Annotated in this window: 14 protein-coding genes and 1 pseudogene; 5 read left to right on the forward strand and 10 right to left on the reverse strand. The window is 62.5% G+C overall.

Annotated features, from left to right (window positions below):
* The first annotated feature begins 90 nt into the window (after positions 1-90).
* Both AC3WL2_RS04420 and AC3WL2_RS04425 read left to right on the forward strand, forming a co-directional pair.
* Complete coding sequence (locus AC3WL2_RS04420) at positions 91-2,328, forward strand: TonB-dependent receptor (RefSeq protein ID WP_102682003.1); 2,238 nt, start codon at positions 91-93, stop codon at positions 2,326-2,328.
* Positions 2,329-2,565: 237 nt separating this feature from the next.
* Positions 2,566-2,709 (forward strand): annotated as a pseudogene (locus tag AC3WL2_RS04425) (CopG family transcriptional regulator); the annotation flags it as partial.
* Positions 2,710-2,733: 24 nt separating this feature from the next.
* On the opposite strand, the gene AC3WL2_RS04430 reads toward AC3WL2_RS04425, so the two are convergent.
* Positions 2,734-3,666: a LysR substrate-binding domain-containing protein gene (locus tag AC3WL2_RS04430; RefSeq protein WP_102682001.1), complete on the reverse strand. Its 933-nt coding sequence runs from the start codon at positions 3,664-3,666 to the stop codon at positions 2,734-2,736.
* 121 nt (positions 3,667-3,787) lie between these two features.
* Between AC3WL2_RS04430 and AC3WL2_RS04435 the strand changes: the two genes are divergently transcribed.
* Entirely contained in the window at positions 3,788-5,119 is a 1,332-nt protein-coding gene (locus AC3WL2_RS04435) for a serine hydrolase domain-containing protein (protein ID WP_102682000.1), read from the forward strand.
* Positions 5,120-5,154: 35 nt separating this feature from the next.
* Here AC3WL2_RS04435 and AC3WL2_RS04440 read toward each other — a convergent pair whose 3' ends face one another.
* From AC3WL2_RS04440 to AC3WL2_RS04480, 9 genes are all read right to left on the reverse strand, one after another.
* Positions 5,155-5,658, reverse strand: coding sequence for a fimbrial protein (locus AC3WL2_RS04440; protein ID WP_102681999.1), 504 nt, complete (start codon positions 5,656-5,658; stop codon positions 5,155-5,157).
* A gap of 8 nt (positions 5,659-5,666) precedes the next feature.
* Complete coding sequence (locus AC3WL2_RS04445; RefSeq protein WP_102681998.1) at positions 5,667-6,173, reverse strand: fimbrial protein; 507 nt, start codon at positions 6,171-6,173, stop codon at positions 5,667-5,669.
* On the reverse strand, positions 6,170-6,655 hold the full coding sequence (locus AC3WL2_RS04450) for a fimbrial protein (protein WP_158247483.1): 486 nt from the start codon (positions 6,653-6,655) through the stop codon (positions 6,170-6,172). Before AC3WL2_RS04450 ends, AC3WL2_RS04445 begins: the two co-directional genes overlap by 4 nt.
* Before the next feature lie 10 nt (positions 6,656-6,665).
* Entirely contained in the window at positions 6,666-7,259 is a 594-nt protein-coding gene (locus tag AC3WL2_RS04455) for a fimbrial protein (protein ID WP_158247484.1), read from the reverse strand.
* Between the two features lie 8 nt (positions 7,260-7,267).
* Positions 7,268-8,011, reverse strand: a complete 744-nt coding sequence (locus AC3WL2_RS04460; RefSeq protein WP_102681995.1) for a fimbria/pilus periplasmic chaperone — start codon at positions 8,009-8,011, stop codon at positions 7,268-7,270.
* Between the two features lie 26 nt (positions 8,012-8,037).
* Positions 8,038-10,515, reverse strand: coding sequence for an outer membrane usher protein (locus tag AC3WL2_RS04465; RefSeq protein ID WP_207238321.1), 2,478 nt, complete (start codon positions 10,513-10,515; stop codon positions 8,038-8,040).
* 41 nt (positions 10,516-10,556) lie between these two features.
* The gene (locus tag AC3WL2_RS04470; RefSeq protein ID WP_158247485.1) at positions 10,557-11,102 is read right to left on the reverse strand and encodes a fimbrial protein; all 546 of its coding nucleotides are present in this window, start codon (positions 11,100-11,102) and stop codon (positions 10,557-10,559) included.
* A gap of 70 nt (positions 11,103-11,172) precedes the next feature.
* On the reverse strand, positions 11,173-11,727 hold the full coding sequence (locus AC3WL2_RS04475) for a fimbrial protein (protein ID WP_102681994.1): 555 nt from the start codon (positions 11,725-11,727) through the stop codon (positions 11,173-11,175).
* 176 nt (positions 11,728-11,903) lie between these two features.
* On the reverse strand, positions 11,904-12,530 hold the full coding sequence (locus AC3WL2_RS04480; RefSeq protein ID WP_102681993.1) for a response regulator transcription factor: 627 nt from the start codon (positions 12,528-12,530) through the stop codon (positions 11,904-11,906).
* Positions 12,531-12,729: 199 nt separating this feature from the next.
* Between AC3WL2_RS04480 and AC3WL2_RS04485 the strand changes: the two genes are divergently transcribed.
* Together AC3WL2_RS04485 and AC3WL2_RS04490 are read left to right on the forward strand one after the other, a co-directional pair.
* Positions 12,730-13,941, forward strand: a complete 1,212-nt coding sequence (locus AC3WL2_RS04485) for an EAL domain-containing response regulator (RefSeq protein WP_102681992.1) — start codon at positions 12,730-12,732, stop codon at positions 13,939-13,941.
* A 45-nt stretch (positions 13,942-13,986) separates the two neighbouring features.
* Positions 13,987-17,682, forward strand: a complete 3,696-nt coding sequence (locus AC3WL2_RS04490) for a response regulator (protein WP_492574577.1) — start codon at positions 13,987-13,989, stop codon at positions 17,680-17,682.
* Positions 17,683-17,711 lie beyond the last annotated feature (29 nt).

Below are 17,711 nucleotides of genomic sequence, written 5' to 3' on the forward strand. Positions count from 1 at the left end.
AAGTGACTGTAATTTCTGTTGAGGGATTCGCCGACTCGTACGGAATGACTAATGAGAAACATTACCATTCTGCCCCGAAAGGAATCCCTCATGCCTCCACTGCAACATCCCCAGGCACCGAAACTGCCCCGCAGGGCCTTGCCCATGGCCGTGCTGCTGGGCATGGCCGCCATCGCCGGCAATGCCTTCGCGCAACCGCCACGCAGCACCACCTCGGCGCAGCAGCAGACCCCCGATGTGAAGGAAGAGGGCCTGACCCTGCCGGAAACCCTGGTGCAGGAAACCCGTGACGCCCTTGGTACCCCGCCACCGGAATATGCCGGAGGCCAGGTTGGCTCGGGCAGCCGGGTAGGGCTGATGGGCAACAAGGACTTCAGCGAAACCCCGTTCAACGCCATCAGCTACACCAAGGAATACATCGAGAACCGCCAGGCCCAGGACATCGGCGCGGTGATCGGTGCCACCGATCCGTCGGTCTACGTGCCGAGCAAGCGCGGCATCTTCGAGACCTTCTTCATTCGCGGCCTGTACAGCACCGGCAACGACATTACCTTCAACGGCCTGCCGAGCATGGCGCCGAACATGCGCGGCTCCACCGAGCTTGCCGAGCGCATCGAAGTGCTCAAGGGCCCGTCGGCGCTGCTCAACGGCATGCCGCCAGACGGCAGCGTCGGCGGCAGCATCAATATCGTGCCCAAGCGGGCCGGCGACGAGCCCCTGGCCCGGTTGACCGCCTCCTACGAGTCCGATGGCCTGGCCGGCATGCATGCCGATATCGGCCGCCGCTTCGGCGACCAGAAGCAGTTCGGCGTGCGCTTCAATGGCGTCTACCGCGACGGCGACACCCCGGTGGACGACCAGCAGCACCGCATGCAGCTGTCGTCCCTGGCCCTGGACTGGCGCGGCGAGCGGGCGAGGGCGTCGCTGGACTACTACCACCAGCGCGAACGCATGGACGGGGTCAACTATTTCGGCATCGCCTCGATCAGCCCCGGCGTGACCCACCTGCCCAAGGCCAAGAAGGGCGATCACTCGCTGGCCCCGGAGTGGGGCTACACCGTCAACGACACCGACACCGTGGTGCTGCGCGGCGAGTACGACCTCAACGACTCGCTCACCGCATTCGCCGGCTGGGGCCATCGGGAAGGGGGCTACAACGCGCTGATGACCAGCGGCATGCTGCTCAATGATGCCGGCGACATCTCCGCCACACCGATCCGCTCGGCTCGAGATGGTGAGCAGAAGTCCGGCGAGGTCGGCCTGCGCGGGCGCTTCGCCACTGGCCCGGTGGACCACGCCTGGTCGCTGGCGGCCACCCGCTACGACTCCGAGAACAGTTTCAAGGACAAGCGCCTGCCGACACGCATCCTCACCAACTACTACAACCTGGACTATGGCCCGCGCCCGGAGATCGGCGAGTACGGCAACGTCACCTCGCGCATGCGCGCCCGGCTGAGCAGCGAAGCCTTGCTCGACACGATGTCGTTCCTCGATGACAAGGTGCAGTGGACCGTCGGTGCACGCCACCAGAACGTGCGCGCGTCGAACTACAACGGCAACCACCAGCGTACTTCCAAGCCCTACGATGAAAGCCGGGTTTCGCCGGCCACAGCCTTGCTGGTAAAGGTCACCGACGAGCTGTCGCTGTACGGCAACTACATCGAAGGCCTGAGCCAGGGTGGCATCGCCCCGGACAACGCGCGCAACGCCGGCGCGATCATGGCGCCGTACCAGACCAAGCAGTACGAACTGGGCGCCAAGCTCGACCTGGGCACCTTCGCGCACACGGTCAGTGTCTACCAGGTGAAAAAGCCCAGCGCCTATACCGATCCGCTCACGCAGATCTACGGCGTGTACGGCGAGCAGCGCAACCGTGGCCTGGAGTGGTCGTTCTTCGGCGAGCTCGAGCCGGGCCTGCGCCTGCTGGGGGGGGCCTCCTACACCAAGGCCGAGCTGACCCAATCGATACGCAAGGAAAACGAAGGCAACCAGGCCACCGGGGTGCCCAAGGTGCTGGCCAAGCTCGGCGTCGAGTACGACCTGCGCGAGATGCCCGGGCTGACCCTGACCGGCAACGCCAACTATGCCGGCCGGCGCTATGCCACCGATGCCAACAACCTGTCGCTGCCGTCCTACACGATTTTCGATCTCGGGGCCCGGTATACCCTGAAGGTCTCGGACAAGCCGGTCACGTTGCGTGCCACCGTGCAGAACGTCACCAACAAGGCCTACTGGATCGGCTCGTGGAACGGCGGCGACGGCAGCGGCCTGTCCGGAGGGCTGGGCACGCCGCGGTCGTTGTTGTTCTCCACCTCGGTGGATTTCTAGCCAACGCCGTGTGGGAGCGGAGGTGCGCCGATGCCCCGCGACCATCGGCGTAGCCGGTGCAAGGCTACGCAGCCCGTTGACGCAGAATGACCATTCACTGTTTTTGCATCAAACTGCGAGGAGACCCCGCAGCACAGAGCACTACTGAAGGCACTGATGAGCGGAGGTTAGTTTCAGTTCGAACACTGAGGAGATCCGATAATGGCGAATACCATCAAAACCAGCTCTATTTTGGCCCATGAAGAAGAAAGGGTGCGGTTGACATCGGAAGCCCTGGCGGATGTTGACGCTGGCTGCGTGATTGACCACCAAGCCGTTAAAGCTTGGGTTGATAGCCTCGGCACGGACACGCCATTACCAGCACCGCACTGTGTCGTATAACTGCTTGTACAGGGAATGTAGTTTTCAAGTATCACCCGCATGGGAGGGCTTCTGCGCGACCACCAGCGCATCCGGAAACTCCTCGCGCAGGCTGCCCCCCAGCCAATCCATGAACCACAACGCATCGGCACTCGGCGGCTGAGTCGGCGTCAGCAACTGGTAGCTCTCCAGCGCCACGGCCTGTTCCACGCAACGCACCAGGCTGCCTTCGCGCAGTTCACGTCCGACCAGCACTTCGGTGGCCAGGGCGATGCCGTGGCCGCGCTGGGCCAGGTTCAGCACGATATCGTTGCTGATATGCGAGGTATCGGCCTTGACCCGCACCCTGAGGCCATTGGCCGCGAACCAGCTGTTCCACCAGGTGCCGTCATCGACATGGATCAGCCGCAAGGCGGGCAGGTCGGCAGCGCTCAGCCCTGCGGGCAACTGCGCCAGGTAGCTCGGCGCGCATACCGCGAACACCTTCGGGCGGATCAACACCTCGCGTACACCGTTCAGCTCACCCGGCAGGCCGAAGGCGATGCCCAGGTCCGCCTGGCGCGCATCCACGCTGGTGAACGTGGCATTGGGCTCGATGGCGATCCTCAGGTCCGGGCGCAGGCGGCGCAAGGTGTCGATGCGCGGTGTCAGCCAGCGTGAGGCGAACGCCGGCACGCAGAGGATCCGTAGCCAGCGCTCGCCTCCCCGTTGCGCCAGGCGTGCACCGGCATCGGCAAGGATCTGCAGTGCTTCGGCTGCGGCCTTGTAGTAATGGGCGCCGGGCAGGGTGAGGGCCACGCCGCGGGGGGAGCGCTCGAGCAGGCGCACGCCCAGCCAGGCCTCGAGGTTCTTCACATGCCGACCGATCGCCGGCTGGGTCACGTGCAACGCCTGGGAGGCCGCGACATAACTACCCAGACGGGCGGCGGCCTCGAAAGCACGCACGGCGTTGAGCGGGGGCAGTCGGTCTTCGGCCATGGGCACGCTCCTGGCTGTTAGTTTTTTTAATAGTGAAGGCAAATTTATTGTGCTTTTCCCGCCCCTTCAAGTTGTCGACACTCGGGACGGCGTATTTCCGCGCTTTACGAGGAGCCCTCCGATGCGGCCAACAACAATAAATAAGTCGTTCAACGGTCTTTCCATCCTGGCCCTGACGCTCGCCGCCCTGGCTGGTGCGGCGCAGGCGGCCGACAACAAGGGGGCCTGCGGCGTGCCAGAGCTTGAACCCTGCCCGCAGCCCTTCGACAAGGTGCTGCCGGCTGCCAGGGATATGCTCACCTGGGACCAGGACACCCGGGTCGTGGGCTTTCGCAACACCTACCGCCTCTACGGCGGCGATGTCTTCGCCCCGAACGGCGCCACGCCATTTCCCTTGCCGCCGGCCAGCCACACACTGACTGACGTGCAGTATCAGTTGGGCGGCAAGACGCACAACCTGGCGCAATACCTGGCCAACCAGAGCGTGACCGGCTTGCTGGTGCTTAAGGACGGCAAGATCGCCTACGAGTACTACGGCAAGGGCAACACGCCGCAGACCTTGTGGACGTCCCGCTCGGTGGCCAAGTCGGTGGTCAGCGTGCTGGTCGGCATCGCTGTCAAGGAAGGCAAGATCCAGTCGCTGGACGACAGAATCAGCCGCTATGTTCCGGAACTGGAGGGTTCCGAATGGCAGGACGTAACCTTGCACCAGCTGTTGCAACACACCTCGGGCGTAATCTGGGACGAGAACTACGCCTCCAAGGATTCGGACTTTTCGCACATGACCCAGTGCGAGGCCACCGCCGATCCCTATCACTGCGTGCTCGAACTGGTGAGGTCGGTCAAGCGCAAGCCCGGGGTCAAGCCGGGCGAGGTCTGGTCGTACAACACCGGTGGCGCCTGGCTGGTCGGTCGGGTGCTGGAGAATGCCACCGGCATGACCATTGCCAAGTACCTGCAGAGCCGCGTGTGGAGCCGCTACGGCATGCAACAGGCCGGGGTCTGGCATGCGCTGGTGCCCGGCAAGGTGGACATGGGCGGCCACGGCTTCAATGCCACGTTGCGTGACTGGGGGCGGTTCGGCCAGTTCGTGCTGAGTGGCGGACAATTGCCAACGGGCGACAAGCTGCTCCCGGACGACTGGATCGCGCGCTCCACCCACTGGACCCAGGCCAAGGGCTCAGTGACGGCCGCCGCACCCAAGGGTCAGTACGGCTACCAGTGGTGGTACAACGCGCCGGCCCCAGACAGCGATGCCGAACCCAAGCGCACCGCCACCAGCGGCCAGACGTTCTGGGCGCTGGGCATCTTTGGCCAGAGCATCGCCATCAACCCGGCGGAGCGTCTGGTAGTGGTGCAGTGGTCGACCTGGAAGAACGCCGAGAGCCCCGGCTCGCTGTATGACGAGCAGGCGGTATTCGTCAACGCGGTGGGCAAGGCGTTGAGCAAGTAGTACCCACCGAAGACAGGGTGCCTCGAGGCGTCCTGTCATTCGTAGCTGAGTGAGAAGGTGACCGTCCCTTCAAACCTGCCTGGCTGCAGGATCTGCCCAGCCAGGAGGTCGCGTTGCAGGTACGCATTGAAGCCGATCAGATTCTCGCCGTTGACCAAATCGCCCATCGGATGGGCCTTGTTCAACGCCAGGGCTTGTCCATTGCCGCGCTCCAGACCCACCAGCAAACCTTCGGCAACCACGAGCAGGCCAGGGGGGTCGATGCTCTCGGCGCCGTGCAGGGTGATGCTGACGCCTTTTGCGCCCACCTCTGGCGTGCAGTTCTGCAAGCGCAGGACGACTGGTTCGCCGCGGGTACGCCCATTGAGGTAGAGCGCCTTGTCGACGATGTTGCCGAAGTCGAGCGTGACCGCTTCAGACTCAGTGGCCAGCACGCAGGGCTCATTGACCAACGTGCCTGAGAAAAACAGGTTGTCCTCGTTGGCCTGGGCCTGCCCGACCAGGCAGGCCGTCATACAGACTGCGATGATCTTGTACATGGACGCTCCTAGTAGAGTTCGGCGAGCAGTAAGGCCGAGGCGGTGAAGTCCTTGCTCTGCAGCACAGCGTCGCGGCGCTTGACCGGGACCGCCTCCAGCAGCGGCAGTGGCGAACCGTTGGACACCTGGAGCGGGCGGGAGATACCCACCACAAGGTCGGCACCGTCCAGCAGAACCTTGATTCCCAGGTCGGGAATCGATGTCTGCAACGCCGCCGGATCAAAGGCTGTGGGGTCACCCACCAAGGTCAGGCGCATGCGCCAGGCAATGCCCGAACCCGCCGCGCCGGGGCAGTCGAGCTGATAGGGGATCGGCTGACGATACTCATGGCCATCGATGCGGTTGATGGCGATGTTGCGCTGGAAGCGCACATCGATACGGCCGCCTTTGTCACTGAGGGTGCACAGCGGCGTGGCGATCAGGTTGCCACTGAACTGCACGTTGTCGGCAGCCTTGCCCGAGAGCGCAAGGGCGAGCAGTAAAAGCGCCAGGAGCGCACGGTAGAGTCTGTTCATCGATAGTCCACGACCAGGGTCGCACTGGCCTTGAATGCGCCGGATTCGATATCGCTACCCGGTTGCTTGACCAGCACTGCCTGAAGCAGGGGCACTTTGCCGGAGTCGAAGTCGCTCCAGGTATTGACGCCGAGCCTGGCGTTATCCTTCTTCAAGGCAATCCCGAGGCCGGGACGGCCAGGCACGAGCAGCAACTGCGGATCGAAGCCCGCGATGCTGCCCTTGATCTGCAGGCGCAACTGGTTGGTGCCGGCTCGTTTGCAATCGAGGGTGTAGTCGAGGGTGATGGTCTTGTAGACGCCATCGATGAACGCTGTCTGCACGTCACCGAATGCCGCGTCGATCGGCTGGTCGGCATTGATCACGCAGGGAATCGAAGCGAGGACCGTGCCCTTGATGGTCAGTACTTTGCGTTCGTCCGCGTTCACGGTCGACAAGCCCCATAGCAGGGCAATGGAGACCGCCACCTTCAACACCCTCATCGGTCTACCCTCAGTCATATGTCAGGTTCACCCAGAGACTGGCGCGGAACGCGCCGGGTTGCAGCGCCGCCGAGGTGCGCTCTGGCCGCAGATAGAACGTCAGCTGGCTGGCGCCCGGAGAAACGAACCAGGCAGGTGCGCTGTTGCCCAGCCGGACATCCTGCCCATGCACGTTGAGCAGGCGCAGGCCGAAACCTGCAGCGCCAGCCACCTTGATCAGCTCCGGCGTATCACTGTCGGCAACGGCGCTGAATGTCACCGTGGCCACCGGCTCGATGGCACTCCAGCTCAGTGTTCCAGTCTGTTCATCACGGCGGCCACCCTCACTGCGCACGCAACCCTCGAGTTTCAGGCGCAATGGGACGGCAGCGCCCCGTTCACCCAGGCGAGCCAGTGTGCGGGTGTCCAGCGCCCCCAGCGCAATGGCCTGGTATGCCGAGTCAGGTGCCAGATAGCAGGCGCTCTCCAGCAACACCCCCGTGACCTGGAACTCGGCTGTCTGAAGATCGCGTGCGCTTGCCAGGAGGGGCAACAATGCATTGCCAGCGCAGAGCAAAACCGTCAGGCGCACGTTGAATGTCTTGCTCATCGACCAATAGTGCATGGCAAGGCTCATTGACTGCCGGCAAGCGGGCTGGCGGTGCAGGTGTCCCCAGCGCAGGTGAAGCTCAAGCGTGGGCGACCGCCATAATCGTTCACATACGTAAGCACCGGGCTATCGCCCAGTTGGGTACGGCCCAGCCCAAGGTCCTGTTGCGCGCCCGGGGCGACCATCAATGGCTTGAAAGCACTCACGGAGCCGGCTTTCGCATCACGGGCAGCGTCGATAAGCGTGACGTAGTAAGGGGTGGGGTTGTTTACCCGATAGGCATCCCCCTGGCGAATCAGCGTCAGACGTTCCTGCCAGGGTACCTGGCCCATGCTGGCCTTGGTGGCGATCGCGGCGGGGCGATAGAACAGCTTCACTCGCGTCTGCAAGGCGATCTGCAAGGTGTTCGGCTTGTCACTGCGCGGCGGAATTTCACGCAGGTTGAAATAGAACAGTGATTCGCGATCCTGCGGCAGTTCGGCAAGCGCGGGCAGGCCCTGGATCTTCACCTGACTGTTGCTGCCGGCCTCCAGACGCTGGATAGGCGGGACGACGACCAAGGGGCTGCCGATTTTCTCGGCATGTTCATTCTCGAGCCAGGCCTGCGCCAGGTAGGGCAGTTGGGCATTCTGGTTGCTGATACCGAGGCTCACCGACTTGTCCGCACCGGTGAAGATGACCCGGGTGCGGTCCAGCGATACTGCCGCGAGGGTCGTTTGAGCGGTGCACAAGGCAAGCATGATGCCCAGAGGTTGCAAGATGTTCATGGGTGCGTTCCTGTTTCGTGAAAATATCAAGCAGCGGTGCCGACAGGCTGGCAGGAGAGCTCCAGCGCTTGCTGCGGGCTGGTCAGTTGCGAGGGCAGGGTGAAGCGGCAACGTTCGGCGCCGTCCCAGTGCAAGGACATGGCTTCGCCGGGTTTCATGCCGCTCAGGTAGGTCGCACCGTCCTCGCCGACGATGCCGGTTTCCTGGCCGCGCAGGTTCTGCACCGTGGCGCCGAACGGTGGCGTGCCGTGCTCGCCCAGGCGAATGACGACCATGGCTTTATGTCCGGCAATCACATCGAAGCGCCGATAGCCGATAGCCCCCTCGGTCAATGTGGCCTGGGTCACCGAGCGAGTGGCTTCGACGTCGTCAGCCAGGCTGTCCAGCTCGATGCTGGCCTGGTTGCGGTAGTAACTGTTGACATCGGTGACCACGGCTTTGCCGAAACGGTTGGTACGGGTGACCGCGCCATTGCCACGTACCGGCACACCCGCCACACCCTGGGTATCTAGCAGCAGCCGGGTGCCACCCATCACGCTGCTGCGGTGCAACGCGGCGCCTTGGCCGGTCAGGGTCGCGCCGCCTTGCAGTGAAAGTCCCGCCGAGGTGTATTCGCCTGCCTGATGGCTGGCGCTGGCGACCAGTTGCATCTGATCGCCGTCACGGGAATAGAAGCCACCCAGGCTCTTGCCGCCAGCCGCTGTGCCGGCGCTGAGCATGTAGTGGCTGCGTTCGTCGATGCGGTCGTAGCCGCTCAGCGTGTGGGAGCTGTCGCCACCACTGGTCGAGGAGTTGAGACTCAGCGAGCCCGTCCCGCCCCAGGGAACGGTGAGCGACAGGTAGGCACCGTCTTCGGCGGTACCATTGGCCGTGTTGCGGTACGCCGTCAGGGACAGGCTGAGGTTCTTCAGGTTACCTGTATCGAAATAGCGCGACAGTGACAGGCTGTAGCGATCACTGGGCCGACTGTTCCAGTAGGTCTGGTGGTTGTAGTTCAGGTAGGCGCTGAGCCCGGCGTCACGGAACTGCTTGCTCAGTGTGGCGCTGTACAGTTCCTTGCTCTGGTTGAAGGGGTTGGCGCCACGACGTGCCTCGACGAACTCGTTGATGCTCATGTAGTTGCGCTGGGAAAACCGGTACCCGGCAAAGGTCACCTGGCTGTCATAGGCATCGAAGCGCTTCGAGTAGCTAGCGCGGTAGGACTTGCCGTTCAGGGCATCTTCCCCGGGCAGGTTGGCGCGAGACTGGGTCACGTCCAGCGACAGGGCGCCGAACGCCATGAGGTCCCGGCCTGCGCCCAGTGCAAGTGCGTTGTAGCCCGCTGCGCCGAGGGCACCGCCATACAGCGACCAGCCATTGCTGACGCCCCAGGAAAACTCGCCTGTGGCGAAGCTTGGGCCATCGAGGCGATGTTCCCAGTCGGAAGGCTGACCCGCGGCCAGCTTGTAGCGCACGCTGCCTGGGCGTGCGAGGTAAGGAATGCTTGCCGTGTCCAGCTGGAATTGCTGGACATGACCATCCTGTTCCTCGACGCGTACGTCGAGTTGGCCACTCACCGCATCGTTCAGGTCCTGAATGCGAAACGGCCCTGGCGGTACCTGGGTGTCGTACAGCACACGGCCTTGCTGGCGGATTACCACGCGTGCGTTGGTATTGGCCACGCCGCGCACTTCGGGGGCATAGCCCCTGAGGTTCGGCGGCAGCATGTTGTCGTCGCTGCCGAGGTTGACACCGGTATAGCGCAGGCTGCCGAACAAGCCGGAGTCCAGGTAGTCTTCCCCCACGACCAGGTTCGCACGCAGGGAGGGCAAAGGCCGCAGCGCATGGATCCGGGCCCAGGTGAATTGCTGGCTGGAGGTTCGGTCGCTGCCACGCTGCGCCTGCGCCTGCCAGTCACCTCGCAGGCGCCAGGCGCCAAGGTTGACACCCGTGGTGCCGTTGCCACTCAAATTGTCACCGCGTCCTCGTTCTCGCTTGCGCCAGCGGCTCTGCAGGTTGAGGTTGTAGTCGAACAGCAAGCCGTCGATACCGTGGTCCCAGCGCGAAGGCGGGTCCCAGTTGCTCGCTGTGTACTCCAGAGAGTCCTGGGGAATGCTCAGGTTCAGGGCCGAGGCTCCCAGGTCGCCGTGCGCCTGCATGCCCGGCACGCTGGTGAGATCCAGGCAGGCGCCATCATGCCACCAGGCCAGATCGTCGAGCCGCTGCTCCTTTAGCCCGATCTGTTCCACCAGTGACGGGGCAAGACAGGCGACGCTGTCCTTCGGATCGCCGTTGCGGGCGATATAGGGCACCTGGAATTCGGCCAGTGCCTGCTGGTTCACGCGGACCATGAGCGTGTACTCCCCGGGCATGATGAAGTTGGCCGACGCAAACACACCCAGATCCAGGTGCTGGCGATCCTTGACATCCAGTACGTCGGTGTTGAACTGAAACTGCTGGGCAGCACTCGCCCATGACGCGAGGCAGGACAGTGCCGCGATTGCCGATACCTTGCGATGAGTCACGAATGCGTTCCTTGAAAGCTGTAGCGCCAATGGTGGCGTGATCAGAGGTGCTGAATGACCAGTCTGACCGTGGCGCGGAACTCGCCCGATGCCAGGGTGGCGCCGTCGCCCACCAGTGCGAGGACGTAGTCCAGGGTCAGTCGGTCGACCGCAAAGTGACTGCCTTGCAGCACCGTTCCGGGGACGATCGGCTTTCCGTTGCTGTCCCGGATTTGCAGGGCGACGCCTCTGGCATCGCCCTGGGTGCTGAAATAGCCTTCGCTGCCCTCACCGTCGAACACGACCCGCATCAACTGCCGTGGATCGGCCTGGTCTTGCGCGGACATTGCGAAGCAGCCACTGATCTCGATGCGCAGCGGTTGCTGCGAAATACCATCGCCACGTAGCAGTCCTTGCAAGGCCGTGGCTGGCAGGCTCACCGTCTGGTTATCGCTGCCAACGCGAATGGAGCAGCCACCGACCACGATGCTGCCCGTCAGTTGCACGCGCCCTTTAGGCATCAGGGCCCTCGGTTCGGCCGTCTGCGCACAGCTCAGGCCTGTCCAGAGGCACAGTGCGGCGAGCCGTACCTGGGTCCAATGACGCATCGGCGTCTCCTCATGCGCCCCGCGGCAAAGGCGATTGCCGCGCCGCGGAGCGTTCCAGTGGTGCGCCGCGTTACTGGTAGGCGAGGGTAAAGTTGGCGAAGGTCTCGAAGCTACCTGGGGTGATCTCGGCAGCTGCGTCAGGGTTGCCGTTCTTCCCGGCGACCATGTCGCCTTGCAGGTAGGCATTGAACAACAGCGAGGTATCGCCATCGGACAAGCTCTGTGCCGGCGATTCGCTGCCAAGCTTGATCAACGCGCCGGTGTGGTCGGCAATCGCCAGGCTGGCGCCGGTGGCCGAGCCTTTGATTGCCAGCAGTTCGGGGTTGGCGGCAGGCGAGCCGGTGAAGGTCGCGGTGGCGCTCTTCAAGGCGCCAAGGTCGCAGCCTCGCAGCTCGATCTTGAATGGCGTGAGCCGGGACTTGCCGCCGTTCTTCAGGTCTGCGTTGGCGATCTGGTCCATGTCGATCGTCTGGTATTGCGACTCCTGGGCGATGGAGCAGGGCGCGTCGATAATCGCACCCTTGAAGGTAATGACACCGTGCCCCTGATCCTTGGCGACACTCGCGGTCGACAACGTGGCCAAGCTGACTGCCATGATCGCGCCGGCCAAAGTACTGACTTTCATTTTCACACTCCTGTATTGACGTAGACGTCCTCGAAGGGGGTTCGATGGAACGTGCTCGAAACGCAGACCAGCAACGTTCGAGGTGGCGCCAGTCTAGGAATGGGAGGGGAGGAATGGAGTAGGACGTTGCCGACGCACCCATAGGAAACTTCCTACAGGCGAGGAGGTGAAGTCTGTCAGGGAATCAACGCATTGCGCTTGGCGAACTCGGCCAGGTCCACCAGTGACGGAACGCAGAGTTTCTGCAGAAGACGTGTCTTGTAGGTGCTGACGGTCTTGTTGCTCAGGAACAGCATTTCACCGATCTGTTTATTCGAGTACCCCTGCGCCAGGTACTGCAGCACGGTCATCTCGCGGTCGGTCAGTGCGCGGATCTGCTCCAGCTCGGTCAGGTTTTCCGCAGGGTTGACACTGTCAGAGGGCAACGACGGGTAGAAGGTGTAACCCGAGTCCACGGCCTTGATCGCGGTAATCAGGCTGCTCAGGTCCTCCTCTTTGTTGACGAACCCCCGAGCGCCCAGCTGGATGCAGCGGCGACACACGGCATCGGCGGTCTGCGAAGTCAGCACGAGGATCTCGCTACGTACTTTCAACGCCTTGATCCGGGTAATCACGCTCAGGCCGTCCAGCTTCGGAATACCGATATCGAGCACTACTACCTGCGGCGTCAACTCACGCACCATCCGCACCGCATCAAGGCCGTTGTCTGTTTCGCCGACTACACGCATGCCGTGCTTTTCCAGCAATACCCTGACGGCAAGGCGAATGACCGGATGGTCGTCAACAATCAATACACTGTGCATCTTTCTAACCTTCAATACCCAAACAGGATGGTGCGGTGGCGTTTTGCTTGCACAGGGTAGCACTATCGGCTGCGCGAGAAAGGGCCGAGGCTTGTGGAAGTACAGTGTAGGAATTTTCCTAAAAAAACTTAGGAAAACTCATATGGAGATGGTGCTCAGCCGTTCTCAGACTGGCTTTCCCCCTGCAGGAATGACGGCAATGCAACCTCTAAGCATTTTGGTGCTGGAAGATGAACCCTTCCAGCGCCTGGTTACTGTGACCGCGCTACAAAAGCAGTTCTGCGGCCCGATACTGCAAGCCGCGGACGGCGAACAGGCCATGGCGATACTCCACCAGAGCAGCGGTATCGACATTGTGCTCTGCGACTTGCGAATGCCGGGCACCGACGGCCTGGCATTCCTGCGCCATGCCAGCCTCACCGGCAAGGTGGGGGCGGTGGTGCTGTGCAGCGAGCTGGACTCAGTGCTGCGCCAGGCCACGGTGGCGATGATCCACTGCCTGGGCCTGCCGTTCCTTGGCGACCTGGGCAAACCTTTCAGTCTCGAGGGGTTCAGCGGGTTGCTCGGACGTTATCGCGCGTATCGGCAGAGCACGGCCGCCCCCCTCGAGGCCATCGAACTGGCCACGTTGCGGGATGTACAACAAGGGCTGGACAACGGCGAGTTCGAAGCCTACTACCAGCCCAAGGTGAGCTTGCCCGGGCAACGGGGCATGGGCGCAGAAGTACTCGCTCGCTGGGCCCATCCCCGCTGGGGCGTGCTGACACCCGCGCATTTTCTGCCGGTGATGGAGCAGAGCGGCCTGGTTGATCAACTTTTCTGGCAACTGCTCAGACAAGGTCTGAGCCTGTTCCGGTTGCTGGCGGCGCATGGCAAGCCGGTCAACCTCGCCTTCAACCTGCACCCCGCGCAACTGGCCTGTGACTGCCTGAGCGAACGGATATCGGCGCTGCTCAAGCAGTTGCGGGTACCGCCGGCGCAGGTAACTTTCGAAATTACCGAATCCAGCCTGATCAGCGTTCCGGCAAAGAGCCTGGAGAATCTGCTGCGCCTGCGCATCATGGGCTGCGGATTGGCCATGGATGACTTTGGCGCTGGCTACTCGTCCTTGCAGCGGCTTGGCGAGTTACCCTTCAGCCAGATAAAGCTCGATCGCAGCTTTGTGCAGCGAATGCAAAGCCTGCCTCAGGGTGAGGCAATCATCAGTTGCGCCATCGCGCTGGCTCGCGCCCTGGATCTTTCGTTGGTCATCGAAGGCGTGGAAACGTCCGAACAGTTGGCGCGCCTGGTCGAACTCGGTGCGACCTTTGCCCAAGGTTTCCTGTTCGCCCGACCTATGCCGGAGCGGCTTTTCATCGAGTACTGGGGAAGTGCGCGGCAGGCAGATGAAACCGACGACTGTGCGCTATGATTTGTTCAGTCAGGAAGACCGATCAACGGCTCACAGCCATCATTGATGAATCCCCTTCAATCCATTGCTCCCTTCGGTTTTCTATCCCCCATGCTTCCACGGTTTCCATGGCTGTACCCATGCCTGATGCTGTTCTGCGCCCAGCTGACGGCAGCAACGCTACCGGTGCCGCAAGCGCTCACGGGGTTGCTTGCCGCCGAACACTATCCCGTCAACCTGGCGGCCGAAGACTGGCAATGGTTGCGTCAAAAGGCTGAACTCAGGATCGGTGTTTCGCCCAGCGAGGCGCCACCTTTTTCAGTGAGTGCCGAAGGCCATCGTTACGAAGGCATTAGCGCCGATGCGACGGCTCTGGTTGCGCAGTTACTGGGGTTGCGGGTGAAAGCGGTGACGTATGCCAGCGACCAGGATGCCCTGCAGGCACTACAGGCCGGTACCATTGACGTACTCAGCCGTCATGCCAGCCCAGCACCATCCGACACGTTGATCTTCAGCGCCCCTTACGCGAGTGATCGCCTGGCGGTGTTCAGGCCCAGCGCCGAACCTCGGCATTCGCCGCCCGACCTGGCCGGGCTGCAGGTGGCCGTGACAGACGAGCATGTCGAGGGATTACGCGAGCGCTTTCCCCGTGCGCAGTTCAAGGTGAGCGCCGACCCGGGCCAGGCAATCGCGGCAGCGGCGTTCGGGCAGGCCGATGTCTATCTGGACGATCTGTATAGCGCCTATTACCAGATCAACCGATCCTATTACGACTATGTGCGCTTCGAACGCTTTGTCGATGTGATCTCTGCTGACTACCGCTATGGGCTGCGTGCGGACAACACACGTCTGCAGCGACTGCTGGACACTGCCATCCATGCCATTGGCAATGAGCGGATGGGCGCCTTGGCCAAACGCTGGGTTGGCAACAGTTTCATTCCCGGCGAGACGCCACTGGAGCTGACCTCGGAGCAGCGGCGCTGGATCGAGCGTCATCCCGTCGCACGGTTGGTGATCAACGATGATCTGGCACCTGGTGCCTATTTTGACGCCAAAGGCGTGTTCACCGGTGGTATAGCCGATCTGCTGGAGGTCATTACCCTCAGTACCGGGCTGCACTTCCAGGTAGTCTCGCGCGGAGGTGGCTTCCCTGAGATCATCGATGCGGTCCGCCAGGGTGACGCGGACCTGGCGATCATGACCGCCAGCCCGACACGTGAGGAGCACCTGCGTTTCTCGCGCCCTTTGCTGGGTGGCCCGTTCGTGTTGCTGCGCCGTGCCCGGGAGCAGGCCTCTGCGATGAGCTTGGCCGACAAGAAGGTGGCCATTCCCACTGGGCATGTCGCTATTCCTCGTTTTCGTGCGACCTTTCCGCATGCCAGGCTGATCGAGGCAGGCGGTTCATTGGACTCGATGAACCTTTTGTACCAGGGCAGGGCGGACGCCGCAGTGGTGTCCTTGCCAGCTGCGCGGTACTACAACGAGCGCCTCTTCGATGGCCAACTAGCGATCGAGCGCGCGCTCGATATCGGCCCGGCGACCGTCAATTTCGCCATGCGCCGAAGTGATGCCGAACTGCAGTCGATCATCGACAAGGTCCTGCGCGACGTGGCGCCCGATGAACTCAATGCGATTTCCAACCGTTGGCGCTCCCCGCCCGGCATGAGCGGGGAGACCTGGGTCGATTACCAGTGGCTGATCGTCGAGATCATCACCGGTGCCGCGCTGTTGCTGGGGCTCTCCCTGGTATGGGTGGGCTACCTTCGTCGCCAGGTCAGGGCCCGGCTGGTCGCCGAACGGCAGCTCGGCGACCAGTTGCAATTCGTCCAGGCCCTGACCGACAGCATGCCGCCGCCGTTGTATGTGCGCGATGTAAAAGGGCGCATGCTGTCGTGCAACCGCAGTTACCTTCAGGCCGTTGGCCTGTCTGCTGCCCAGGTACTGGAGCGCAACGTGCGCCAATTGCCGGCAGGGCACTTCGAGCGCTCGGGTGATTTCCAGCGTAACTACCTCAAAGCCATGCGTGATGGACAAACCGTCGAGACGGTCTGCACCTTCCAGTTGCAGGGCCGGGAGGTGTGGGTCAACCACTGGATCCAACCGTTCAATGACTCAAAAGGTGTCACCAAAGGGGTCATCTGTGGCTGGCTGGACATCACTGAGCACCGCCAGCTGGTGCGCCAGCTCGAAGAGGCCAAAGACAGCGCTGACGCGGCCAGCCGCGCCAAGACCAGTTTTCTGGCGACAATGAGCCATGAGATCCGCACGCCGATGAATGCGGTGATCGGCATCCTGGAGCTGGCGCTCAAGCGCGCCGACAGCACGCCGATCGACCGTGCCAGCATCGAAATCGCCCATGGTTCGGCCAAGAGCCTGCTGTCCCTGATCGGCGACATCCTTGACATCGCACGCATCGAATCCGGCCATCTGAGTCTTTCGCCCAAACGCGCCAACCTGCGTGAACTGGCCGAGTCGGTGGTCCGGGTGTTTGAAGGGCTGGCGCGCCAGAAACGCCTGAACCTGTCGCTGGATGTCGACTCCAGTATCAATTGCGATGTACTGATCGATGGCCTGCGCTTCAAGCAGCTGTTGTCGAACCTGGTCAGCAATGCCATCAAGTTTACAGAGGAGGGGCGCATCAGCATCCGCATGGGTGGTGTGCTGGTCGAGGATGCTGTACTCCGGGTAGCTCTTGTGGTGGAAGATACTGGCGTGGGTATAAGCCCAGCCGAGCAGAGCCGGTTGTTCCAGCCCTTTGCTCAGGTCAAGCGCAATGTTCAGCATCTTGAGGGCTCCGGGCTTGGCCTGGTGATCTGCCGCTCGCTGTGCGAAATGATGGGTGGCCAGGTAAACCTGAGCAGTGAGCCCGGCCGTGGCACGCGAGTGGCGGTTGACCTGCGCCTGCAGGTGCTGGAGCGCATGAGTGGCGCTGTCGCGCCATCGCCCGAGCCGGCTTGTCAGGTCTGCTGTCTGCAGGTGTTGGTGGTGGATGATCATCAGGTCAATCGCCAGGTGCTGCACCAGCAACTGCAGTTCCTCGGCCATGAAGTCATCCAGGCGCAGGATGGCCAGCAGGCCCTGGCATGCTGGAGCGCGCAAGCCTTCGATGTGGTCATCAGCGACTGCCACATGCCTGTCATGAGCGGTGTGGAACTGGCGCGGGAGATTCGGCGACAGGAACAGGAGAAAGGGCTTGAACGCACCGTGATCATCGGTTTGACTGCCGATGCCCAGCCTGAAGAAATTGAACAGTGCATACAGGCCGGCATGGATGATTGCCTGATCAAGCCTATAGGACTGGATGAGCTCGGCAGACGCCTCGCTGCATTGGGCACATCTGGCGAGCCTTCAAGCATGCCTGGACCTTTGCCACTGCCGATGCGGCACGCTGAGAGCCCATTGCTGGATCTGGGGCCTCTGGAGGTACTGGTAAGCAATCAGCCAGCCAAGTTCCGCGAGATTCTTGACGAGCTGGTTGGCAATAACCGTCGGGATAGCCAAGCGCTTGGCCGATTGCTGGAGGAGGGGGCTACCGGGGCCCTGGCCGAGCTTGCGCACCGGATCAAGGGCGCCGCACGTGTAGTCAAGGCGCAGCAGGTGGTAGAGAGTTGCCGGCAACTGGAGTGGCTGTGCCAGAGCACCGATATCAGCGTTGCGCGCCTTGCGCAGGCGGTCGAGGACGTACAGTCCGCCATCGATGCACTGGATCAGGCGCTCATGTATCTTCGGAAATTTCCTAGTGATGGCTCGGATACTGCCTAGGTAATCACAGCTAATTGCCTACGTACTCT

The sequence above is a fragment of the Pseudomonas sp. FW305-96 genome, assembly GCF_058783825.1.

Coding starts and splice junctions, on each gene's coding strand:
- AC3WL2_RS04420 (WP_102682003.1), top strand. CDS start 91: ATGCCTCCACTGCAACATCCCCAGGCACCGAAACTGCCCCGCAGGGCC.
- AC3WL2_RS04430 (WP_102682001.1), bottom strand. CDS start 3,666: ATGGCCGAAGACCGACTGCCCCCGCTCAACGCCGTGCGTGCTTTCGAG.
- AC3WL2_RS04435 (WP_102682000.1), top strand. CDS start 3,788: ATGCGGCCAACAACAATAAATAAGTCGTTCAACGGTCTTTCCATCCTG.
- AC3WL2_RS04440 (WP_102681999.1), bottom strand. CDS start 5,658: ATGTACAAGATCATCGCAGTCTGTATGACGGCCTGCCTGGTCGGGCAG.
- AC3WL2_RS04445 (WP_102681998.1), bottom strand. CDS start 6,173: ATGAACAGACTCTACCGTGCGCTCCTGGCGCTTTTACTGCTCGCCCTT.
- AC3WL2_RS04450 (WP_158247483.1), bottom strand. CDS start 6,655: ATGAGGGTGTTGAAGGTGGCGGTCTCCATTGCCCTGCTATGGGGCTTG.
- AC3WL2_RS04455 (WP_158247484.1), bottom strand. CDS start 7,259: ATGCACTATTGGTCGATGAGCAAGACATTCAACGTGCGCCTGACGGTT.
- AC3WL2_RS04460 (WP_102681995.1), bottom strand. CDS start 8,011: ATGAACATCTTGCAACCTCTGGGCATCATGCTTGCCTTGTGCACCGCT.
- AC3WL2_RS04470 (WP_158247485.1), bottom strand. CDS start 11,102: ATGCGTCATTGGACCCAGGTACGGCTCGCCGCACTGTGCCTCTGGACA.
- AC3WL2_RS04475 (WP_102681994.1), bottom strand. CDS start 11,727: ATGAAAGTCAGTACTTTGGCCGGCGCGATCATGGCAGTCAGCTTGGCC.
- AC3WL2_RS04480 (WP_102681993.1), bottom strand. CDS start 12,530: ATGCACAGTGTATTGATTGTTGACGACCATCCGGTCATTCGCCTTGCC.
- AC3WL2_RS04485 (WP_102681992.1), top strand. CDS start 12,730: ATGCAACCTCTAAGCATTTTGGTGCTGGAAGATGAACCCTTCCAGCGC.
- AC3WL2_RS04490 (WP_492574577.1), top strand. CDS start 13,987: ATGAATCCCCTTCAATCCATTGCTCCCTTCGGTTTTCTATCCCCCATG.